The 18,092-nt window shown below is 67.8% G+C and carries 23 protein-coding genes and 1 pseudogene; 21 read left to right on the forward strand and 3 right to left on the reverse strand.

Features of this window, described 5'->3' with window-relative positions:
- From HMPREF2883_RS15080 to HMPREF2883_RS14745, 5 genes and pseudogenes are all read left to right on the forward strand, one after another.
- Positions 1 to 224: pseudogene (locus tag HMPREF2883_RS15080) on the forward strand (single-stranded DNA-binding protein); the annotation flags it as partial.
- A 109-nt stretch (positions 225 to 333) separates the two neighbouring features.
- Entirely contained in the window at positions 334 to 1,740 is a 1,407-nt protein-coding gene (locus tag HMPREF2883_RS15085; protein ID WP_178389269.1) for a hypothetical protein, read from the forward strand.
- Positions 1,737 to 1,919: a hypothetical protein gene (locus HMPREF2883_RS06400; RefSeq protein ID WP_070659828.1), complete on the forward strand. Its 183-nt coding sequence runs from the start codon at positions 1,737 to 1,739 to the stop codon at positions 1,917 to 1,919. Before HMPREF2883_RS15085 ends, HMPREF2883_RS06400 begins: the two co-directional genes overlap by 4 nt.
- Positions 1,916 to 2,143, forward strand: a complete 228-nt coding sequence (locus HMPREF2883_RS06405) for a hypothetical protein (protein ID WP_070659831.1) — start codon at positions 1,916 to 1,918, stop codon at positions 2,141 to 2,143. The genes HMPREF2883_RS06400 and HMPREF2883_RS06405 overlap by 4 nt, the downstream gene beginning before the upstream one ends.
- Before the next feature lie 305 nt (positions 2,144 to 2,448).
- Positions 2,449 to 2,985: a hypothetical protein gene (locus HMPREF2883_RS14745; RefSeq protein WP_141759057.1), complete on the forward strand. Its 537-nt coding sequence runs from the start codon at positions 2,449 to 2,451 to the stop codon at positions 2,983 to 2,985.
- A 296-nt stretch (positions 2,986 to 3,281) separates the two neighbouring features.
- Here the strand turns inward: HMPREF2883_RS14745 and HMPREF2883_RS15090 are convergent, their stop codons facing one another.
- From HMPREF2883_RS15090 to HMPREF2883_RS06420, 3 genes are all read right to left on the reverse strand, one after another.
- Positions 3,282 to 3,641: a hypothetical protein gene (locus HMPREF2883_RS15090; RefSeq protein WP_070659837.1), complete on the reverse strand. Its 360-nt coding sequence runs from the start codon at positions 3,639 to 3,641 to the stop codon at positions 3,282 to 3,284.
- A gap of 217 nt (positions 3,642 to 3,858) precedes the next feature.
- The gene (locus HMPREF2883_RS15095) at positions 3,859 to 4,002 is read right to left on the reverse strand and encodes a hypothetical protein (protein ID WP_176747161.1); all 144 of its coding nucleotides are present in this window, start codon (positions 4,000 to 4,002) and stop codon (positions 3,859 to 3,861) included.
- A gap of 310 nt (positions 4,003 to 4,312) precedes the next feature.
- Complete coding sequence (locus HMPREF2883_RS06420; protein ID WP_070659840.1) at positions 4,313 to 4,879, reverse strand: hypothetical protein; 567 nt, start codon at positions 4,877 to 4,879, stop codon at positions 4,313 to 4,315.
- A 57-nt stretch (positions 4,880 to 4,936) separates the two neighbouring features.
- Here HMPREF2883_RS06420 and HMPREF2883_RS06425 point away from each other — a divergent pair, with 57 nt between their 5' ends.
- The 16 genes from HMPREF2883_RS06425 to HMPREF2883_RS06500 all read left to right on the forward strand — a co-directional run.
- On the forward strand, positions 4,937 to 5,431 hold the full coding sequence (locus HMPREF2883_RS06425) for a phage terminase small subunit (protein WP_075370817.1): 495 nt from the start codon (positions 4,937 to 4,939) through the stop codon (positions 5,429 to 5,431).
- A gap of 18 nt (positions 5,432 to 5,449) precedes the next feature.
- Positions 5,450 to 7,123: a hypothetical protein gene (locus HMPREF2883_RS06430; RefSeq protein WP_070659847.1), complete on the forward strand. Its 1,674-nt coding sequence runs from the start codon at positions 5,450 to 5,452 to the stop codon at positions 7,121 to 7,123.
- 11 nt (positions 7,124 to 7,134) lie between these two features.
- A complete protein-coding gene (locus tag HMPREF2883_RS06435) occupies positions 7,135 to 8,559 on the forward strand; it encodes a phage portal protein (protein WP_070659850.1) in 1,425 nt (474 codons plus the stop codon).
- 21 nt (positions 8,560 to 8,580) lie between these two features.
- Positions 8,581 to 9,840, forward strand: coding sequence for a CdiA C-terminal domain-containing protein (locus tag HMPREF2883_RS06440; RefSeq protein WP_070659853.1), 1,260 nt, complete (start codon positions 8,581 to 8,583; stop codon positions 9,838 to 9,840).
- A 212-nt stretch (positions 9,841 to 10,052) separates the two neighbouring features.
- Positions 10,053 to 10,652 (forward strand): hypothetical protein, encoded by a 600-nt coding sequence (locus tag HMPREF2883_RS06445; protein ID WP_070659856.1) that lies wholly within the window; start codon positions 10,053 to 10,055, stop codon positions 10,650 to 10,652.
- A 28-nt stretch (positions 10,653 to 10,680) separates the two neighbouring features.
- Positions 10,681 to 11,532: a phage major capsid protein gene (locus HMPREF2883_RS06450; protein ID WP_070659859.1), complete on the forward strand. Its 852-nt coding sequence runs from the start codon at positions 10,681 to 10,683 to the stop codon at positions 11,530 to 11,532.
- A gap of 1 nt (position 11,533) precedes the next feature.
- Positions 11,534 to 11,743, forward strand: coding sequence for a hypothetical protein (locus HMPREF2883_RS06455; RefSeq protein WP_070659862.1), 210 nt, complete (start codon positions 11,534 to 11,536; stop codon positions 11,741 to 11,743).
- A gap of 32 nt (positions 11,744 to 11,775) precedes the next feature.
- Entirely contained in the window at positions 11,776 to 12,345 is a 570-nt protein-coding gene (locus HMPREF2883_RS06460; protein WP_070659865.1) for a hypothetical protein, read from the forward strand.
- Complete coding sequence (locus HMPREF2883_RS06465) at positions 12,342 to 12,686, forward strand: hypothetical protein (RefSeq protein WP_070659868.1); 345 nt, start codon at positions 12,342 to 12,344, stop codon at positions 12,684 to 12,686. The genes HMPREF2883_RS06460 and HMPREF2883_RS06465 overlap by 4 nt, the downstream gene beginning before the upstream one ends.
- Positions 12,687 to 12,693: 7 nt before the next feature.
- Positions 12,694 to 13,047, forward strand: a complete 354-nt coding sequence (locus HMPREF2883_RS06470) for an HK97 gp10 family phage protein (RefSeq protein WP_070659872.1) — start codon at positions 12,694 to 12,696, stop codon at positions 13,045 to 13,047.
- Positions 13,044 to 13,439, forward strand: a complete 396-nt coding sequence (locus HMPREF2883_RS06475) for a hypothetical protein (RefSeq protein WP_070659875.1) — start codon at positions 13,044 to 13,046, stop codon at positions 13,437 to 13,439. Before HMPREF2883_RS06470 ends, HMPREF2883_RS06475 begins: the two co-directional genes overlap by 4 nt.
- Before the next feature lie 25 nt (positions 13,440 to 13,464).
- Complete coding sequence (locus HMPREF2883_RS06480; RefSeq protein ID WP_070659878.1) at positions 13,465 to 14,133, forward strand: hypothetical protein; 669 nt, start codon at positions 13,465 to 13,467, stop codon at positions 14,131 to 14,133.
- Between the two features lie 103 nt (positions 14,134 to 14,236).
- On the forward strand, positions 14,237 to 14,455 hold the full coding sequence (locus HMPREF2883_RS06485) for a hypothetical protein (protein ID WP_070659881.1): 219 nt from the start codon (positions 14,237 to 14,239) through the stop codon (positions 14,453 to 14,455).
- A gap of 27 nt (positions 14,456 to 14,482) precedes the next feature.
- Positions 14,483 to 14,818 (forward strand): hypothetical protein, encoded by a 336-nt coding sequence (locus HMPREF2883_RS06490; protein WP_070659884.1) that lies wholly within the window; start codon positions 14,483 to 14,485, stop codon positions 14,816 to 14,818.
- Positions 14,819 to 14,985: 167 nt separating this feature from the next.
- Positions 14,986 to 15,243 (forward strand): hypothetical protein, encoded by a 258-nt coding sequence (locus tag HMPREF2883_RS06495; RefSeq protein WP_070659887.1) that lies wholly within the window; start codon positions 14,986 to 14,988, stop codon positions 15,241 to 15,243.
- Between the two features lie 49 nt (positions 15,244 to 15,292).
- Positions 15,293 to 18,092: tape measure protein (locus HMPREF2883_RS06500; protein ID WP_070659890.1), on the forward strand; the 2,800-nt coding region annotated here is incomplete at its 3' end.

Consider the following 18,092-nt stretch of genomic DNA (forward strand, 5'->3'; position numbering starts at 1 on the left):
TCGGCCCCTCCCTGCGCTACGCCAAGGCCCAGGTCACCCGCCAGCCGCGCGGCGGCAGTCAGGCCGGCCCCACGGCCTTCGGCTCCGGCATCGGCCAGCCCCAGCAGCAGGCCCCAGCCCAGCCGCCGGTGGCCGGGTCCTGGCAGGCGCCCCAAGGCGGCGCCCGAAACGACCCGTGGGCCACGAGCGGGCAAGCAGCCTTCCAAGACGAGCCCCCGTTCTGAGTGGAGTCCCCATGAGACGCCATCGCGCTCACGGCCGGGATCCGCCTGGTGCTGTAGATGTCCTGTTGTTTGCGAGTAGAGAGATCCCCGTTCCATGCCTTGGGCACGTTTGACTGATACTGCGGCCACGCACCCGATCGTGCTGGCGGTCGCGGAGCACCCGGATGCCGATGACAGGTCGGTCAACGAGGTGTTCGGGTTCATGCTGCGCCTGGCGGCGATGAGCGCGCAGTACCTGACGGACTACGTGTTCTGGTACTCGTCGGCGGTGCAGATGGCCGGCTCGAAGTCTCAAGCCGATCACCTGCTCGAGCTGGCGGCCTTCGCCGGCTACGGGGTGCAGGACGTTGAGCCCGGATCCGGGAGACGCTTCTTCCGCCTGGTGGCAGATCCGGACTTCGTCCACATCAAGACCGCCGAGGAGGTCGCGTGGGAGCGCGACCGCAAGGCGAACAACGGGGACCTGTCGATCATCGTGCCGGTGCGCTGGCGCGATGGCGACGCATGCCGCTACTGCGGGAAGGTCGTCAACTGGGCCGACCGCAAGGGCGGCAAGGGAGGCACCTACGACCATCGCCTGCCCGGCCAGTCGGGAACGTGGCACAGCGAGGTCGTGGCCTGCCGGTCGTGCAACTCAATCCGGGGCAACGCCTCCAAGGGGCTGCCCCCATCGGAGGGAATGGCGGCGGCCGATCGCATCCGGCCGCTGCTGACTCCTCCGGACCGCCCGTACTACTCGCCTCGGACTCGTGAGTGGCTCAACGGCCACGCCGACGTCCTGGCGCTTCACGACATGCGCCCGCCCGAGCTCGCTGCGGAGGGGACCAAGCCCCTGCGTGCGGGTAGCGACGTGCGGACGTCCTCGCAGACCGTCGACGGAGTCGGGGCCGGCAGCCAGCCGCCCCGGCCTGGACCCGTCTCCGCATCCAGCCTGCCTGGCAGCCAGCCGGACCAGGCAGCTCATCGCAGGCTCCCCGGACGCGCCGACAGCCAGTCGGACCGCGTTGGTCGGGTTGAGCCCCTCACCACCGGTGAGGAGAGGCCTGCCCCAGCGGCCGAGGCCTTCCGCGCGCCAGACACGTTCCCCAGCCGACCTGCCAGCCAGGCAGGGACACGGCCGGGTCGAGCACCCCAGCTCCACTGGGGCAGGCCGTCCAGCAGCCAGTTGGGCAGCCCGTCAGCGCGCGGTGATGATGAGGCACACGTGGAGACGGTTGACCCTGCCGGCGGGCCGCAGGACGCCGCACGCGCAGCCCCTGGGGCGCGGTCGACCCCCTCGATCTGTCCGGATCTGCTAGATCAGGTCAGATCCGGACAGATCGAGACAGATCCGCCGGGTACGGAATCTGGATACGCCGGGTCGGGTAGGGACGGGCAGGGCCGGGCCTCGGGTCCTGGGACAGGGCCTGGGACAGGGCCTGGGAAGGGTCTGCCCGGGACTGGGATCGGGCTGGGAGCCGCGCCCCCTGGCACCGGGCGGAGAAGACCACGACGACGGCGAAGGGCCAGAAGATGAACCGGTTACTGAGCGTTCTCAAAGAGGGTTGGGCCGAGGTCCGTCGGGATCTGCGGCGGACGCGGGATGACCAGAACCTCTATGTGCCGGGTTCCCTCGAGGAAGCGGATCGTGAGCTGCGTCGAGCGTGGGCCGCGCTGGTGCTCGCGGTGATCGGGGACGAGGTGATCCACCGGTGAGTGCTGCTACGAAGCGGGTGCTTGAGGAGGCGATCGCTGCGCACGTGGCCGATGAGATGCCTGGGTCCCTGGGTGGCGCGTGGCTTGTGGCTGTCCAGCTGGTCGACACCGCTGACGTCTCGGATCCCGGTAACGGGTTCTTCTTCGAGTCCGCCGGGTCGGTCATTACTCAGGCGGGGTTGGCCGCCACGTTCATGATGAAGGTGCAAGGAGACATGCGATGAGTCAGTGCGCGTCGGGCTGCGCGATTCGTGGCCATCACCTGGCCGAGTGTGACGGGTGGGCATGGGGCAGGGATGAGTGCGGGCAGCCGGAGGAGGTTGAGTGCGCCGGTTGCCTGCCTCGTCAGGCGGAGTTCGGGGTGTTGTGCTCCTGGTGCTGGGGGCGTCTTCAGTCCTCGGTCCGGACCCTGCCATCCCTGATTGAACACCTGTTCGATATGGGTGTTCCTTCGCTGCGGAGTCCGCTAGGCCGGACTGGTGGTGGCCGGTCAACGCCGGGGCCTGGGTGCCTGTACTCCGATGCGCTGGTGGCGGCCGATGAGCTGCACGCGATCCTGGGCACTTACGCGCAGGAGGTCGCGGTGGAGCACCCGACTGCCGGCAGCCTGCCGGTAGGCCTGTGCCGATGGTCGCAGGGGCGTCCGGTGGCCGGGCCGTTGGACTGGGCCGACGTCGCCGGCGGCGGCGCCGACCCGGTGATCCTCGGTCCTCGGGAGCCGGAGGACACGCGTCGTCTCGTTGCCTGGCTGGACCCGCACCTGGAGTGGGTCGCCTCCCAGCCTTGGGCCGCGGACATGATCGCCGATCTGGTGCCGGCTACCGGTAGGGCGTTGGCTCGTTGGCCCGTCCAGGAGCCGGAGCGCCGGGTCACCGAGGTGCGCTGCCCGTCATGTGGTGCCTGGTCGTTGGTGATCGTCCCACCCTCGGTGCCGGGAGCCGATCGCCTGGTGCACTGCACTCTGCCTGCTTGCGGGAGCGTGCTCACCCAGGAGGACTGGGACAGGACCCGGAGCTGGGCACTGACTGTCGCTCAGTCCGCCCAGGTCGAGGTGGCCGCACCGTGAGCGTGACCGGCCCTGACGGTGTGGAGTGGGTGACTGCGGCTGAGGTCCGGGAGCGGATGCCGGGTTTGAGCTACCGCACTCTTCAGTCCTGGCGGCGTCGGAAGAGGGTGAGGAGTCTGCGCTCTGCGGGACAGGTGTGGGTGGCGTGGCCTGATGTCCTCGAGCGTGAGGCGGCCGCGAACTGTGCGGACTGGAGGCGTGGTCGTCGCGCTACCTGCTGCCGGTAGCCTGTGCTCGACAAGCGGGTCCCCTGGCAGACGCAACGCCAGGGGACCCGCTTGTTTGAGGGCGAGGGGTCAGAGCCGGCGGCGTTGCTGCTCGATGTCGCCGATGAATCGCTGCGCTGCGCCGATGTTCTTCCGAGGGACCTCGATCGTCCAGAAGATGTCGGGGCTCTCGATGGTCAGGAATTTCTCGCCCCCGGTCTTCTTCTTGGCCGCGAGGGCGAATACCCCGAGGGTGACCAGCCGGGTCATCGTGACCCGGGAGGATAGCTCCTCCCCGTCCTCAAGACGCACCCCCTCCAGCTGGCTAAGGAGGAGGGTCTCAACGGACCCGCCCCCCTTCTTCTCCAGCCGGTCGGGGTAGAGATGCAGGGTCCCGTCTTTCGCCGAGAAGAAGAAGCTGATAGGTCGTTCCTTCTTACGTCCGAACATCGTTGTTCCTTTCTCATCATTGAGCGGACCGAATGATTTTACGCTGCGCTTTGCGGCAGCACAGTGCTCCTTTGGTCTTGGTGTGACACGCCGTGCGCACCACCGTCTGGACAGGCGTTCGATCGTATTGCATCCTTGGTGTCAGCGGGACATGTGCGCCCAGCCGCTTCAGCCAAGGGAGGTTGTCATGGTGGCGTGGCAGAGTAGTGACCGCTCTTCACGTCTTCCTGATGACTGGCAGCTGCGTCGCGCCTTCGTCGCTCAGCGCGCAGGCGGTCAGTGCGAAGGCGTCATGGGCGATGGAACAAGGTGCGTCGAGCCTGGCAGAGAGTGCGACCACATCGAGCGCGGAGACGATCACGACGTCTCCAACTTGCAGTGGCTGTGCTCATGGCATCACAAGCGCAAGACGCAGCAGGAGTCGCGCGCCGACCTCGCGGCGCTGCGCGCGACCCGAGCGCCACGCCGGCCACCGCATCCAGGACTCATCCCGACCACCGACGGGGGTGGGGACCCCGTACCCCGCCCGGCCCCAGCACCGTGAGATGCTGTCGTTTTTTCTGTGTACGGGTCTGGGGATTCTGAGACCGCGACTTTCCGCTGCGATTGCAACGAAATATGGCACCTCTGCCGCCTGGCTGGGAGGCCTTTGAGGCTGCGTGTGAGGCCGTTCAGAGGGGCAGCAGCGCCCCGGGGCGGAAAACTCGCCCGGTGACTGTTACGTAGCGGTCCTGGGAGTAGAACTCCACCGCCTGGCCCTTCCAGGTGCGTCGGAAACCGCGGCGCTCCGGGGCCGTGCCCCACACGTGTAGCCCGTCTCCCGACGGCGAGATCTCGACGTAGGAGCCGGCGTAGAACTCGAGCAGCTCGGTCACTGCCTCGCTCGGTTGCCCATGGGCGTCCAGGCAGTGGTCCAGGTCGATGCACCCGATGCCTCCGCCGAGCACGAAGCCGATTCGGCTGTCGCGCTTACTCGCGGCCTGCCAGGTGTCCCAGGTCGATGGGTCGGTCACTGAGGCCCACCGGCCGGTGGACGGGCAGATGGGGCGCTTGTGCTCGTCGTGGTTGACCCATCTCGGCATCGTCAGCATCTCGGCGGGTATGGGGCAGGCCTTGGCGGCGCGACGGCGTCGCTCGCGGTGCGCGGCTACGCGGCAGCGTGTCGAGCAGAACCGGGTATCGGCCCGCTTCGAGCCGCTGATCTGGCGGCCGCACCCCGGCCTACCGCATGTCCTCACATACTCAAGTGTAACGGCTAATCCGTTGAAATAACAGGGATTTGGGGGTGTGGAGAGGTGGCAGGCAGGGGGCCGCAGCCCAAGGATCCGTCCAAGCGTGCGCGCCGTAACAAAGATCCGGAGCCGCTCAAGGTCCTGCCCGCTGTGCCGGTCACCCAGCCGAGGCTGCCGACCATCTACGTCGACGTCACCGACGACGACGGCACGGTCCACAAGAAGCGCTTCCACTGGCCGGCCATCACCGAGCGCTGGTGGCGCATGTGGGCCGAGTCGCCGCTGTCGACGGACTACACCGACGTCGACTGGGCGTTCCTGATGGATACGGCTCTGCTCCACGCCCGCTACTGGAAGGGCGATGTCAGGCTCGGCCCCGAGCTGCGCCTGCGCGTCGCCAAGTTCGGCGCCACCCCCGAGGACCGCGCCCGCCTGCGCATCACCTTCGCTGTCGCCGATAGCGCCGAGGCAGGCGGCCCCGTTGAGGTCGCAGAGCCCGCCGCCACTTCGGGATCGCGCTCGCGGGCTCGCTCGAAGGTGCTGCGCGTCGTCGACTGATAGAGGGGGTGCGGCCGGATGCCGTGGTCCCCGCTGGATGAGGATGATGAGTTCCCGACCCTGGGGTACGACGTCGCCGACTGGATGACTGACTTCCTCCTGCAGCCCGACTGCGACGACCTGCTGCCCTTCGTCCCAACGCAGGAGCAGCTGGACTTCCTGGTGCGGCTCTACGAGCTCGACCCGCTTACGGGCAGGCGGGTGAAGTCCCGCGCGGTCATCGCCCGTCCCCGTGGATGGGGGAAGAGCCCGCTCCTGGCCGCGATCTGCTGCGCTGAGGCCATGGGGCCCGTGCTGTGCGATGGGTGGGATGCCGCCGGCCAGCCGGTGGGCGTGCCGTGGGCGACCAGACGGACTCCGCTGGTACAGGTCACGGCCACCACCGATGACCAGACCGCGAACACCTGGGCGCCGCTGCTGGAGATGCTGCGGGGCTCGCCGGCCCAGGATGAGTACGACGTCGACCCGCTGGATTCCTTCGTCACGATGCGCCGCGGCAGGATCGAGAAGCGGACCTCCTCGGCGACCTCGGTCAAGGGCGCCCGCGCCGTCATGGCGGTCCTGGACCAGACCGAGACCTGGGTGCCCAGCAACGGCGGCCCCAAGCTCGCCAAGACGCTGCGCAACAACGCCACCAAGCTCGGCGGCGTCACGATCGAGACCCCCAACGCCTACACGATCGGCGAGAACTCGGTCGCCGAGACGACGGCCCGCTACGCCGAGCAGATCAAGGCCGGCGCGGTCAAGGAGGCCGCTGCCAGGCGCCTCCTGTACGACTTCCGGGCCGCGCCACTGGACACCGACATCTCCGACCGCGACAGCCTCATCGAGGGCCTGCGCATCGCCTACGGCGACGCCTCAGCGGACCCCCGCGGGTGCGCCATTCACGAACCTCCCTGCTCACCGGGCTGGGTCGACATCGAGCGCACCGCAGACGACTTCTGGGAGACGGACAACGACCCCGCCGAGATGTGCGCCGACTTCCTCAACCAGGTCGGCGCCGCCTCCGACGCATGGCTAACCATGCCCGAGCTGCGCGCCATCGAGGACCACAGCAAGACCGTCACCACCAACGAGCCCATCACCCTCGGCTTCGACGGCTCCGAGGGCCGCAAGATCGGCATCGCCGACTCCACGGTCCTCATCGGCTACTCGGTCACCCAGCAGCACCTGTTCAAGATCGGCATCTGGTCTCAGCCCGACGGCCCCAAGGGCGAGGGCTGGCAGCCACCGCGCCTCGAGATCGAGCAGACCGTCCGGGAGACCTTCGAGCGCTACAACGTCGTCGGCTTCTACGCCGACCCCTCAGCCGGCTGGGCGCAGGACGTCAAGACCTGGGAGGCCGCCTACTCGCGGCGCCTACGGGCACGCATCAGCGCCGCCGAGCCTATCCGCTATCCCCAGCGCAATGTCTCAGCCACCTGCGAGGCCTTCGCCCAGTTGCTCTCCGCCATCCAGCAGGGTCGCGTCACCTACGACGGTGACCCGCAGATGACCGCTCACTTCCTCAACGCTAGGCGCTCACCACGCCAGGCCGGCTACGTGCTCACTAAGCCGGCCGATGACCAGGACTACTCCAAGATCGACGCCGCCTGGGGCGCCATGTTCGCCTACAGGTCGGGCCTGGACGCCGTCGGCAAGGGCGCCACCCGCCCGCAGCGACGACGCAAGCCCCGCCGGCTCTACGGATGACAGGGAGGACCATGAGCAAGACGCTCGACCAGTGGGTTACCTTCCTGACCTCCCGGATGGACGCCGCACGGCCCCGCGTGGACCGCCTGCGCGGCTACACCAACGGAAACGCGCCCCTGCCGGAGATGGGCCCCAACCTGCGCAAGTCCTGGGAGGCCTTCCAGCGACGCGCACTGGCCAACGCCGGCGCGCTCATCGTCGACACCCTCGTCGAGCGCCTCATCCCCAACGGGATCCTGGTCGGAGAATCCCCCGACGGCCCCCGAGCCGTCCGGGCCCGCCGCATCTGGAGGGACAACCGGCTCGACGTCGCCTTCAAGGACGCCGCCCGCGACGCCTTCACCGTCGGCACCGGCTACCTCCTGGTCACCCGAGACGACAACGGCGAGGCCGTCATCACCCGGGAGATGCCCGAGCAGCTCTACGCCGAGCCCGACCCCGTCCGCCCGTGGAAGGCGCTCGCGGCGGTCAAGGTCTGGCGGTCCGTGTCCGAGGGCGTCGACCACATGATCGTGTGGGTCGACGGCGTCAAGGCCACCTACTCCCGCAGCGTCTACAACGAGCGTAACCAGCTCATCAGCCGTGTACAGGGTAGGTGGGACCTGGACGGCCTCGACGTCTACGACGGTGACCCGCCGATCGTGCTGCTGGGCAACAAGGACGGTATGGGGGAGTTCGAGGCTCACACCGGCCTCATAGACCGCATCAACACTGGGATCCTCTACCGCCTGGTCACGATGGCGATGCAGACCTACCGGCAGCGGGCTCTTAAGACCATCTCCACGGATCCTGGTACGGGTCTGCCCGAGGAGGGGCCCGACGGCGACGACATCGACTACCAGGAGATGTTCGAGCCGGGCCCGGGGGCGCTGTGGGAGCTGCCTCCTGGCGTCGAGATCTGGGAGTCGCAGACCGTTGACCTGACCCCGATGCTCAGTGCGGTCAAGGACGATTGGCGCGAGCTCGCCGCCGAGACCCACACCCCGGTCTCGGCGATGCTTCCGGACGCCGCCAACCAGTCCGCCTCCGGCGCCGAGCAGCCTATGCAGCAGCTCGTCTTCAAGGCCCAGGACCGCATCCTGCGGTTCAAACCTGCCCTGGCGGTGATGCTCGTCAAGGCCCTGCAGGTCGAGGGTGAGTCCCTGGTGGGCGACACGGTCGAGGTCAAGTTCGCGCCGCCGGCCACCGTGACCATGACCGAGCGGTACGCGGCCGCGGCGCAGGCCAAGGCGGCCGGCGAGGCCCTGGAGACGATCCAGGAGAACATCCTGGGCTACAGCCCTGAGCAGATTGCCCAGGACAAGCAGAGGCGCGCGGAGGAGCAGCTCGCGCTGGCACTCAATCTGACCACCCAGCCGCCACCGACGACGTCGGAGGAGATGCAGCCGATCGGGAACGCGGACGCGCCTGGCCTCCCGAGCCGGCGAACCGTCTGAGCGACGACGTAGGGGGCGGGCATGGCTGACCTGGACCGCCTCGATGCTCTGGCACGCGCCTACGACGCCGCGGTCCACGAGATCCGTCAGGATCTGACAGCCTTCGCCTCCCAGATGTGGGCGTCCATGCCCAACTACCGGGACGAGGCCGTCGAGGCCATGGCGCAGGCCCTGGCCCCCAGGGTCCTCGCCGGCCAGCTCCAGACCGCCGAGCTGACCCGCGCCTACCTCATTGGCTGCGCCAGCGAGCTCGGGCTCACGGTCACCGTCCCCGCCATCGACCGTGAGGCGGTCACCGGGATGCGCGGCGTGGACCCGCTGAAGGTCTACCAGCGCCCGGGCATGACCACGTGGACGGCACTGTCCAGGGGCAAGACGCTCGACCAGGCCGTCTCAGCCGGCGGGCTGCGGCTGACGCAGCTCATCGGAGGGGACCTTCAGAACGCCAAGCGCGTCCAGTCCCGCGACACGATGCGAGCCACCGGCGGCCGGTACTACAGGCGCCTCCTGACCGGCCGCGAGAACTGCGCCCTGTGCGTCATCGCCTCCACTCAGCGCTACCACGTCGAGAACCTGCTGCCCATCCACCCGGGGTGCGACTGCAACGTCGGTCCCCTGCCCGCGGGCATGGCTGTGGAACAGGTCATCGACGAGGAGACCCTGGAGGCCGCCCACAAGGCTGTCGAGGCCCGCACGGGAGCCTCCGACCGGGGTGGCCGCCTGCCGGAGTACAAGGACATCATCCTGACCACCGAGCACGGCGAGTACGGGCCGGTCATCTCCTTCAAGGAGACAAGACAGGAGCGCCGCAGGGCCCCGGCACCGAAGGCGTCGACGACGGGCGCGCACGCCAGTCCCCGCAGCGCCGGGGAGCCCAGGTGGCTTCGCCCCGGAGGCAGCGGGAAGGTCGACGTCCCGGAAGGAACGATCCTCCAGGACCACGAGGTACGCACTGCCCAGGCCCTGGCCGACCTCGGCCACACAGTTCGATTCCGCGTGGTCGACAACACCCCCGGGGTCAAGAACCCCGACGTCGAGATAGACGGCGAGATCTGGGAGTTCAAGGCCCCCAGGGGCGCCTCAGAGAAGAACACGATCTCCGACCAGTTCAAGAAGGCACGCAAGCAGGCGTCTCGCCTCGTCATCGACCTGCGCCGCTGCGGCCTCTCCGATGAGGTCGCGATCGAGCAGATCGAGCGCCGTTTTCGCGGGCAGACACGAATCACCCGCGTCATCGTCATCAGCCACGACGGCACGGTGGCAGCCTTCGAGCACCGGTGATACTCTGCTATTGAAGGCGACAGGCGTCCCACCAGGGTGCGAAAGCACTGCGGGTCTCCCAGTCGCCTTCATCGCTGCCCCGAGGCAACGCCGCCTCCAGCCGCTGAGACCCATCTCGGCCCACAAGCTTGCCCGCGCTCGCGGGCGACCACCACCGGCCCCTACCGAAACGGCAGGGGCCTTTGTCATGCCCGAAACGGGAAGGAACCACCATGCACGTCAACACCCCCGCCCCATCTGCTGGTCAGGCCGCTAATGGCGCCGCCACTGTGGAGCCCTCAGGACAGAGCGCCAGCAGCCCCACCGGCACCGCCACCGCTCCTCAGGCGCCCCAGGAGACCGCAACGGTCGATTGGAAGGCCGAGGCGGAGAAGTGGAAGGCCCTGTCCCGGCAGAACGAGGACCGGGCGAAGGCCAACGCGGACAAGGCCAAGCGGTTCGACGCGATCGAGGAGCAGTCCAAGAGCGAGATGCAGAAGCTCCTGGAGGCCAAGGAGGCCGCTGAGAAGCGCGCTGCCGCCGCTGAGACCGCTTCCCTCAAGGCCCGTATCGCGGCCACCAAAGGCGTTGACGTGGATCTGCTCACCGGCACCACGCAGGAGGAGATCACCGCCTCCGCTGACCGTCTGCTCGCCTGGCGCGGCCCCGTCACCCCGCCGGCCTCCACCTCCTCGGCGGACGCCGGCCAGCGCGGGGACAACGTCGCCGGGCCCCGTCAGCTGACGCGCGAGGACCTCAAGGCGATGACGCCGGAGCAGATCAACAAGGCCCGTCGCGACGGGCAGCTCAACCAGATCATGGGCGTCTCCTGACGCCCCCCTTCCCGATAAAGGAGCCACAGTGTCCACCAGCCACTTCATCCCCGAGGTATGGGCGGCCTCCATCCTTGAGAACTTCCGCAACAAGGCGGTCCTGACCGGCCTGGCCAACCGCGACTACGAGGGCGACCTCAAGGCCGGAAACACCGTCCACATCCCCGGCATCGTCGACATCCAGGTCAAGGACTACAAGACGGGTGTGGTCGCCAGGCCCGGTGGAGGCGGCACCCTGCCGCGCACGACCGCGCCGGACGAGGTCTCCGACACCGGCATCGAGATCAAGGTCGACCAGGAGAAGTCCTTCGACTTCATCGTCGACGACATTGACGCCGCCCAGGCCAACCAGCCGGTCATGGACAAGTACTCCGAGTCCGCGGCCGCCGGCCTGGTAGAGGACGCCGAGACCTTCCTGACGACCATGACCCTGACCAGTGGCACCGCCGCCACCGGCCTGACCGCTCCGACCAACTGGGAGACGGCCTACGACGTCGTTCGTGGCCTGCGTCGCCGGTTGACGTCGGCCAAGGTCCCCCAGGCCAACCGGACCCTGCTGGTCAACGCCGCCTTCGAGGAGTTCCTCCTCTCCGACGGCTCGAAGCTCGTCGCCTTCGACAAGTCCAACACCACTGAGGGACTGCGCGAGGCGGTCATCGGTCGTCTCCTCGGCTTCGACGTGGTCGTCTCCCCCTGGGTCGACGACTCCAAGCCCACCGCGGCCGGCATCTACACGCCGGCGTTGGCCTTCATCTCACAGGTCAACAAGACCGAGTCCATGCGGGCGGAGAACAAGTTCGCCGACCGTGTCCGCGGCCTGCACGTCTACGGCGCCCAGATCACGCGCCCCACCGCCGTCCAGGTTTTCAAGGCGGCGTGACATGCGAGTCAAAGGAGACAACGGGCTGATCTTCGACGTCGTCGGCACCGTCGCCACCGGCCTCATCGGCGCCGGCTACGTCGAGCAGGTCCCCGACGAGCAGGCACTGCCCACCGCCCCGGCCAGCGAGGACGAGACCCCGGACAACGACCCGGACGCCGGCACCGACCCAGCCCCGCAGAAGCCACTCAAGGGCGGCAAGACGACCTAACGAGGAGACGACGGAGAGGGGGCGGGGAAACCGTGAAGCTCGCGACCAAGGAAGCCGTGGCCCAGGCACTCGGGCGGGACCTGACCGATGAGGAGAGCAAGCGGGTCGAGCACCTGCTGACCATCCTGTCGGCCAAGTTCTGCCAGGAGGCCCGAACCACCTTCACCCCGGTCACCTACACCCACCGGGTCAAGGTCAACGGGCGTCACGCCCGCCCCCAACGTCTCCCTCTCATCGCCGTCACCTCCGTCGTCGACGACGACGCCCAGCCCGTACCGTTCACCCTCCGGCACGGATACGTCGACGTCGACCTCCCCTCTGACCGGTTCGTCACCATGACCTACCAGGCCGGTTACGCCGAGGTCCCCGACGTCGTCGCTGCCCAGGTCGTCGACTCCGTCGCCCGGATCCTCAAGATCGATCCCAAGGCCGCCGCCGGAGCCACCCAGGCCAGCACAACCACCGGCCCCTTCTCCCAGTCCGCGACCTTCGCGTCCTGGACCATCGGCGGCCAGGCGATGCTCTCACCCGACGACATCGCCCTGGCCCGCCAGTACCGCCCCCGCCGAAACGGCAACGTCTGGGTGGCAGGCACACGATGAGCATCATCGACGCCTTCCCCCGCAGCTGGGTCGTCGACGTCCAGGTCACCGGCCCCACCCACCGCAACGCCGACGGCTACCTGACCACCACGGGCGACCCGGTCACCATCGAAGGATGTCTCCTTGCCCCCGGCAGCTCCGATGCCATCGGCGTGACCTCCCGGGCCACCGTAGAGGCCCCCGACGACACAGCCACCCTCTACACCCCACCAGGCGCACGGATCCGCCAACGCGACACCGTCACCGTCCCCACCACCCACACGCTCGCGGGCAGATGGACGGTCGAAGCGACTCCGGCCCCATACCCCCTGGGTCTAGCCGTCCCCCTCGCAAGGAGATGACCCCACCGTGGCCACGAGCTTCAAACCCAACAGCGCCGGTATCGCCGCCCTCCTGGTCTCCGGACCGATGCAGGCAGCCATGCTCGCCGCAGGCCAGGACGTCGCAGCCGAGGCCGCCCGCCGCGCCCCCAGAGCCTCAGGCGCCCTGGCCGCCTCCTTCCACACCGAGCCCACCACCGCCACCATCAAGACCAGAGGCGGCACCAGCCGCCGTGCCTCCGGACGCGTCATCGCCGACGTCCCCCACGCCGCCGCCACCGAGTTCGGCCACGCCACCCAGGCCGGCACTCCCGTACCCGGAGCCCACACGCTCGGCCTCCTCGCAGCCGCCAAGTCCGCCCGAGGCAGGAGACGCACATGACCACCTTCACCGACCCCGTCGCCGTCCTGCGAGCCGCCACCACCCAGGCCACCGCAGCCCCCACCACCAGGATCCTGGACGCCGCCTTCACCACCGGCCCCATGCCCCTGGCCCACGTCCACCTCCTCAACACAGGCCCCACCGACGACGTCGACCGCACCGACACCATCGGCATCGACATCTACGCCACCACCCCCACCGGCCCCCACCAGGAAGGCGCCACCGCGCTCGCGGAGCGTCTGCTGTCCGCCCTGGGTGAGTCGCCGGTGGTGAGCAGTGAGGGCTTCGTGGACTCCGTGGAGGTGACGAGCTGTCTGGGGGTGCGCCCTTACTTCGAGGCGGTTGAGGTCGTCTCGATGGTCCTGTCCGTCACTCACCGTCCGCTCACCTGAACCCGCTCCGAAAGGAACTCGCCTCATGGCTACCACCACCATCGCTGCGCTGAAGAAGAAGTACAACCGGCGCGGCAACGTCCGCAAGGGTCTGAACGCCGTCTCGTTCCTGGCTCCTACCTCCGTCGACCTGCCCGAGGCCCTGACCGATGCTGGTGGCCAGCTCAAGGAGCTGCCTGCCGGCTGGCTGCCGGTCGGCCTGCTGACCAAGGACGGGATGGTATTCTCCGCCGACGCCAGCGTTGAGGAGGTCGAGGCGCTCGGCTACGTCGAGTCCGTGCGCACCGACCTGGTCAAGGCGCCCAAGACCGTCAAGCTCAGTGTGCTCGAGCCCTACCGCAAGCACCTGCAGCAGCTCGTCTACGGCGTCGACCTCTCCCAGGTCAAGGCCGACAAGGACACCGGCGAGATTGTCTTTGACGAGGCCCCGTTGCCCCTGCTCGAGGAGTTCCGGCTGCTCACCATCATGTCCGACGGCCCTGCCGACGACGAGTGGCTTGTCGGCCGGGGATTCCCCCGCGTCAAGCTCTCCACGATCCCCGAGGAGGCGTGGAAGTCGTCTGACCCGGTCCAGTTCGACCTGGAGCTCTCCGTGTTCTCCGATGAGGTCCTGGGCACGCCCTGCCGCCACTACCTGGGCGGCACTGGTGCGATCAAGCACCTGGACGCCATCGGCTTCGAGAAGGCCGCCTGAGCCCGGCCTCTCGCCTCATCGTCGAGCCGGCGGCCGCTGATCTCCCCGGCCGCCGGCTCGACCACCACCCCACACGGGAGATCCCGCACGCAAGGAGGACTCCGTGCCCGCACTGACCAAGACCATCACGACCGACGACGGTGAGGACCTCACCCTCGAGCGCGTCACCGACGATCCTGCCGAGATCACCACCCTGCGCGCCTCGGGCTGGGAGCAGGTCTCCGACGACACCGATGACGAGGCCGGATCGGGCTCCAAGCCCACTCCGCCCGCACCGCCCGTGCCTGCAGCTCCGGCCAAGGCCCTCACCAAGCTGTCCTGACCACCAACCACACAAGGGAGATCACCCATGGCCACGAAGCCGACCCTGACCCTGTCCGCCCTGGAGAAGATCGACGGCGCCGCCGACCCGGAGCCCTTTACCTTCGGGCTCAAGTCCAAGATCGTCACCTTCCCCGACCCCTTCGCGCTGAGCATCGAGGAGAGCGAGAGTCTCATGGCCGACCTTGAGGGGACCACGTCGATCAAGGCGACCCTGAACCGGTGGCTCAGCGAGGAGGACGCCGAGCTCATCATCAAGAGCCTCAGCGTCCGCAAGGTCCGTGTACTACTCGCGCAGGTCAGGAAGCACTACGCGTCGTTCCTGGGCGACGAGGGGGAAGGCAGCGCCTCCGCGACCGCCTGACCCGGTACCGGAGGCCCATCACCCAGGACCTCGCGGAACAGGGCTGGGACGCGCCTGTCCTGTTCCGCGCGCGGCGCTGGACCTTCCTGCTCGACCTCATCGACGGACTGCCCAGCCACTCGCGCACCATCTCAGCCATCCTCAACGATACCGACCGGGCCGAGCTGATGGCCGAGACGATCCTCGCCCAGGAGGACGAGGACGACGACGTCGGGGAGGAGAGTACTTCTCTGGTCGGTCAGACCCCAGAGGTCCGCATCCTCCAGGACATCGCCGACATCCTCATCTCCACAGCCGGCGGCAAGGAGACCTACCCCCGGCCCGTCCCCGTCGTGACCGCCGTCGTCGAGGAGATGCGTACCTCCCAGACGCTGGCGGCCGCGAACGACGTCATCGCCGTCCTGACCCCCTGGGCGCTCGAGTAACCCGCCCCATAGGGGCACCACGCAGCTCACGAGAGGTGGTGGTGCCCCCATGGCAGGCTTCCAGGCAGGCACCGTCTTCGTCGACGTCGTCCCCTCCATGAAGGGATTCCTCAAGGAGATCAACGCCGACGTCAAGGCCCAGATGCCCACGGCCGGCAACGAGGCGGCCCGCTCCTTCGCTGACGCCTTCAAGAAGACCACCTCCACCACCGGCGCCGACATCGCCAACTCCTTCGCCGACCCGCTCGGCAAGACCACCGCCCGCCTCAAGCAGGAGGCAACTGCCGCCGGCCAGGCTCTCGCCTCCGCCCAGAAGGAGGTCGCCGCCTCCTCGGGCAACCTCGCGGCCGCCCGTGGCCGCGAGGAGGCCGCCGCCAAGTCCCTGGTCACCGCGGAGAACAGCCTCAACCAGGCCCGGTCCTCAGGCAACACCGCCCAGATCGCACGCGCCGAGGAGGGCTACGCCCAGGCTCTGGACCGCTCCAAGGCGGCGAACAAGGCCGCGGACCAGGCCGCAGCCGACCACTCCCGGGCCATGGGCAAGGTCGAGACCGCCGCCCGCGACACGGACCAGGCCGTCGGCGCCCTGGCCTCCAAGACGGGCAAGACCAAGCGCGAGGTCGCCGAGGCCAACCCCGCGCTGAAGACGTACGCCACCAACCTCGACCACGTCGACACCGCCGCGGAGAAGGCCGGCGTGGCCACCGCTCAGACGGGCACCAAGGTCTCCTCCGTCAGTTCCTTGGCCCGCTCAGCGATCGCTCCAATGCTCGCCCTCGGCGCGGCCGTCGGAATCGGCGGCTTCGCCTCAGAGGCCATCGAGGCGTCCGACGCCACCGACAAGTTCGTCTCCACGCTCCAGTTCTCCGGCCTGGACACCTCAACTATTGACCGGCTCAAGGAGTCCGCCCAGAAGTACGCCGACGAGACCGTATACGACCTGGCCGATATTCAGCAGATCACCGCGCAGCTTGCGTCAAACGGCGTCGACGGATTCGACAAGCTGGCAGAGGCGGCAGGCAATTTAAATGCTGTCGCAGGCGGAAATGCGGACACTTTCAAGTCAGTCGGAATGGTCATGACCCAGACCGCCGGGCAAGGAAAGCTGACGACAGAAAATTTTAATCAACTTTCCGACGCTATTCCTGGCGCTTCTGGGAAAATCCAGAAGGCCCTGCTCGATATGGGCGCCTACACCGGCAACTTCAGGGACGCGATGCAGAAAGGGGAGATCTCGGCTGACGAGTTCAACGCCGCGATCCTCCAGCTCGGCTCCGACGAGACGGCGGTCGCGGCCGCCAGGTCCACCAAGACCATCGAGGGCGCCGCAGGCAACCTCCAGGCCACCGTCGTCGGCGCGATCAAGGACCTCATCGACTACGTCAAGCCTGCCATCACCGGTCTGATGGGGTGGCTGGCCGACGCCATCGGAGGCTCCGTCACCTGGATCAAGCAGCACAAGGATGAGATGCAGGCCCTCGCCATCGGCGTGGGTGTCGCCGTCGCCGCGTACGCGGGCTTCTCCATCCTCACCTCAGTCATCGGCTGGATCAAAGGCACCACGCTTGCAACCGAGGGACTGAACGCAGCCCTCAAAGCCAACCCCATCGGATTCGTCGTCACCGCGATCGCCCTGCTGGTCACCGGCCTGGTGCTCCTGTACAAGAAGAACGAGGCATTCCGCCTCAAGGTGCAGGAGCTCGGCAGGACTGTCGTCGAGATCTGGCAACAGCACATTCAGCCGGCCATCTCGGCTGTCTGGGAGTGGATCTCCGGGACCCTGCTTCCCGGCATCCAGTCGATCTGGGACCTTCTAACGAAGGGTAACTTTGACGGGAACCTGTTCGGGTTGGAGGAGGACTCCGCGTTCGTCGACTTCCTCCTCAATGTCCGCGACACCGCGATCGAGGTATGGGGATGGCTATCCGGCACTCTTATCCCCGGCATCCAGTCGATCTGGGACCTTCTAACGAAGGGTAACTTTGACGGGAACCTGTTCGGGTTGGAGGAGGACTCCGCGTTCGTCGACTTCCTCCTGACCCTGCGTGAGGGGGCGATCGCGACCGGGGAGGCGATCTCGAACGCCTGGACAAACGTCATCCAGCCAGCCCTGTCTGACCTCTGGTCATGGGTCACGGGGACGCTGGCGCCGGCGCTAGCGGACTTCTGGACCGGTGTGGTCCAGCCGGTCTGGAACGGGTTCGCCACCGTGGTCTCTACCGCCTGGACGAGCGTCATCTCGCCGGTGCTGAGCGGACTGTGGTCGTTCATCTCGAACGTGCTGATCCCGGTGCTCCAGTTCCTCTGGACGAACGTGGTCCAGCCGGTCTGGAACGGGTTCGCCACCGTAGTCTCCACGGCCTGGAACTCAGTGATCTACCCGGCCTTGTCTGCCCTGTGGGGTTGGCTGACGACCTCCCTAGTGCCAGCGCTGCAGGGGCTGTGGAACACGGTCCAGCCCGTGTGGAAGTCGATCTCCTCGGTGATCTCAGACGCCTGGAACTCGGTGATCTATCCGGCTCTTTCGGCGTTCTGGGGGTGGGTCAAGAACACGCTAGCGCCCGCGCTCCAGGAGTTCTGGACCAGCGTGGTTCAGCCAGTGTGGTCAGCTGTCTCCAACTTCATCGCCTCGGCCTGGACCAACGTCATCTCCCCGGCTCTGTCGGCGATGTGGTCGTTCATCAGTGGCGTGCTTGTACCGATCATCCAATTCCTGTGGGCCAACGTGGTGCAGCCTCTCTTCCGGCTCATCGGCGCGGCGATCCAGACCGCCTGGGAATGGGTCATCAAGCCTGCGCTTATGGGGCTGTGGGCGTTCATCTCGAATGTTCTAGCACCGATCTTCACCT

It is taken from the genome of Actinomyces sp. HMSC075C01 (assembly GCF_001812965.1).
In the GTDB taxonomy this organism is placed as follows: Bacteria; Actinomycetota; Actinomycetes; order Actinomycetales; family Actinomycetaceae; genus Actinomyces; species Actinomyces acetigenes.

Coding starts and splice junctions, on each gene's coding strand:
- HMPREF2883_RS06400 (WP_070659828.1), top strand. CDS start 1,737: ATGAACCGGTTACTGAGCGTTCTCAAAGAGGGTTGGGCCGAGGTCCGT.
- HMPREF2883_RS15090 (WP_070659837.1), bottom strand. CDS start 3,641: ATGTTCGGACGTAAGAAGGAACGACCTATCAGCTTCTTCTTCTCGGCG.
- HMPREF2883_RS06430 (WP_070659847.1), top strand. CDS start 5,450: ATGCCGTGGTCCCCGCTGGATGAGGATGATGAGTTCCCGACCCTGGGG.
- HMPREF2883_RS06435 (WP_070659850.1), top strand. CDS start 7,135: ATGAGCAAGACGCTCGACCAGTGGGTTACCTTCCTGACCTCCCGGATG.
- HMPREF2883_RS06440 (WP_070659853.1), top strand. CDS start 8,581: ATGGCTGACCTGGACCGCCTCGATGCTCTGGCACGCGCCTACGACGCC.
- HMPREF2883_RS06445 (WP_070659856.1), top strand. CDS start 10,053: ATGCACGTCAACACCCCCGCCCCATCTGCTGGTCAGGCCGCTAATGGC.
- HMPREF2883_RS06455 (WP_070659862.1), top strand. CDS start 11,534: ATGCGAGTCAAAGGAGACAACGGGCTGATCTTCGACGTCGTCGGCACC.
- HMPREF2883_RS06465 (WP_070659868.1), top strand. CDS start 12,342: ATGAGCATCATCGACGCCTTCCCCCGCAGCTGGGTCGTCGACGTCCAG.
- HMPREF2883_RS06475 (WP_070659875.1), top strand. CDS start 13,044: ATGACCACCTTCACCGACCCCGTCGCCGTCCTGCGAGCCGCCACCACC.
- HMPREF2883_RS06480 (WP_070659878.1), top strand. CDS start 13,465: ATGGCTACCACCACCATCGCTGCGCTGAAGAAGAAGTACAACCGGCGC.
- HMPREF2883_RS06490 (WP_070659884.1), top strand. CDS start 14,483: ATGGCCACGAAGCCGACCCTGACCCTGTCCGCCCTGGAGAAGATCGAC.
- HMPREF2883_RS06495 (WP_070659887.1), top strand. CDS start 14,986: ATGGCCGAGACGATCCTCGCCCAGGAGGACGAGGACGACGACGTCGGG.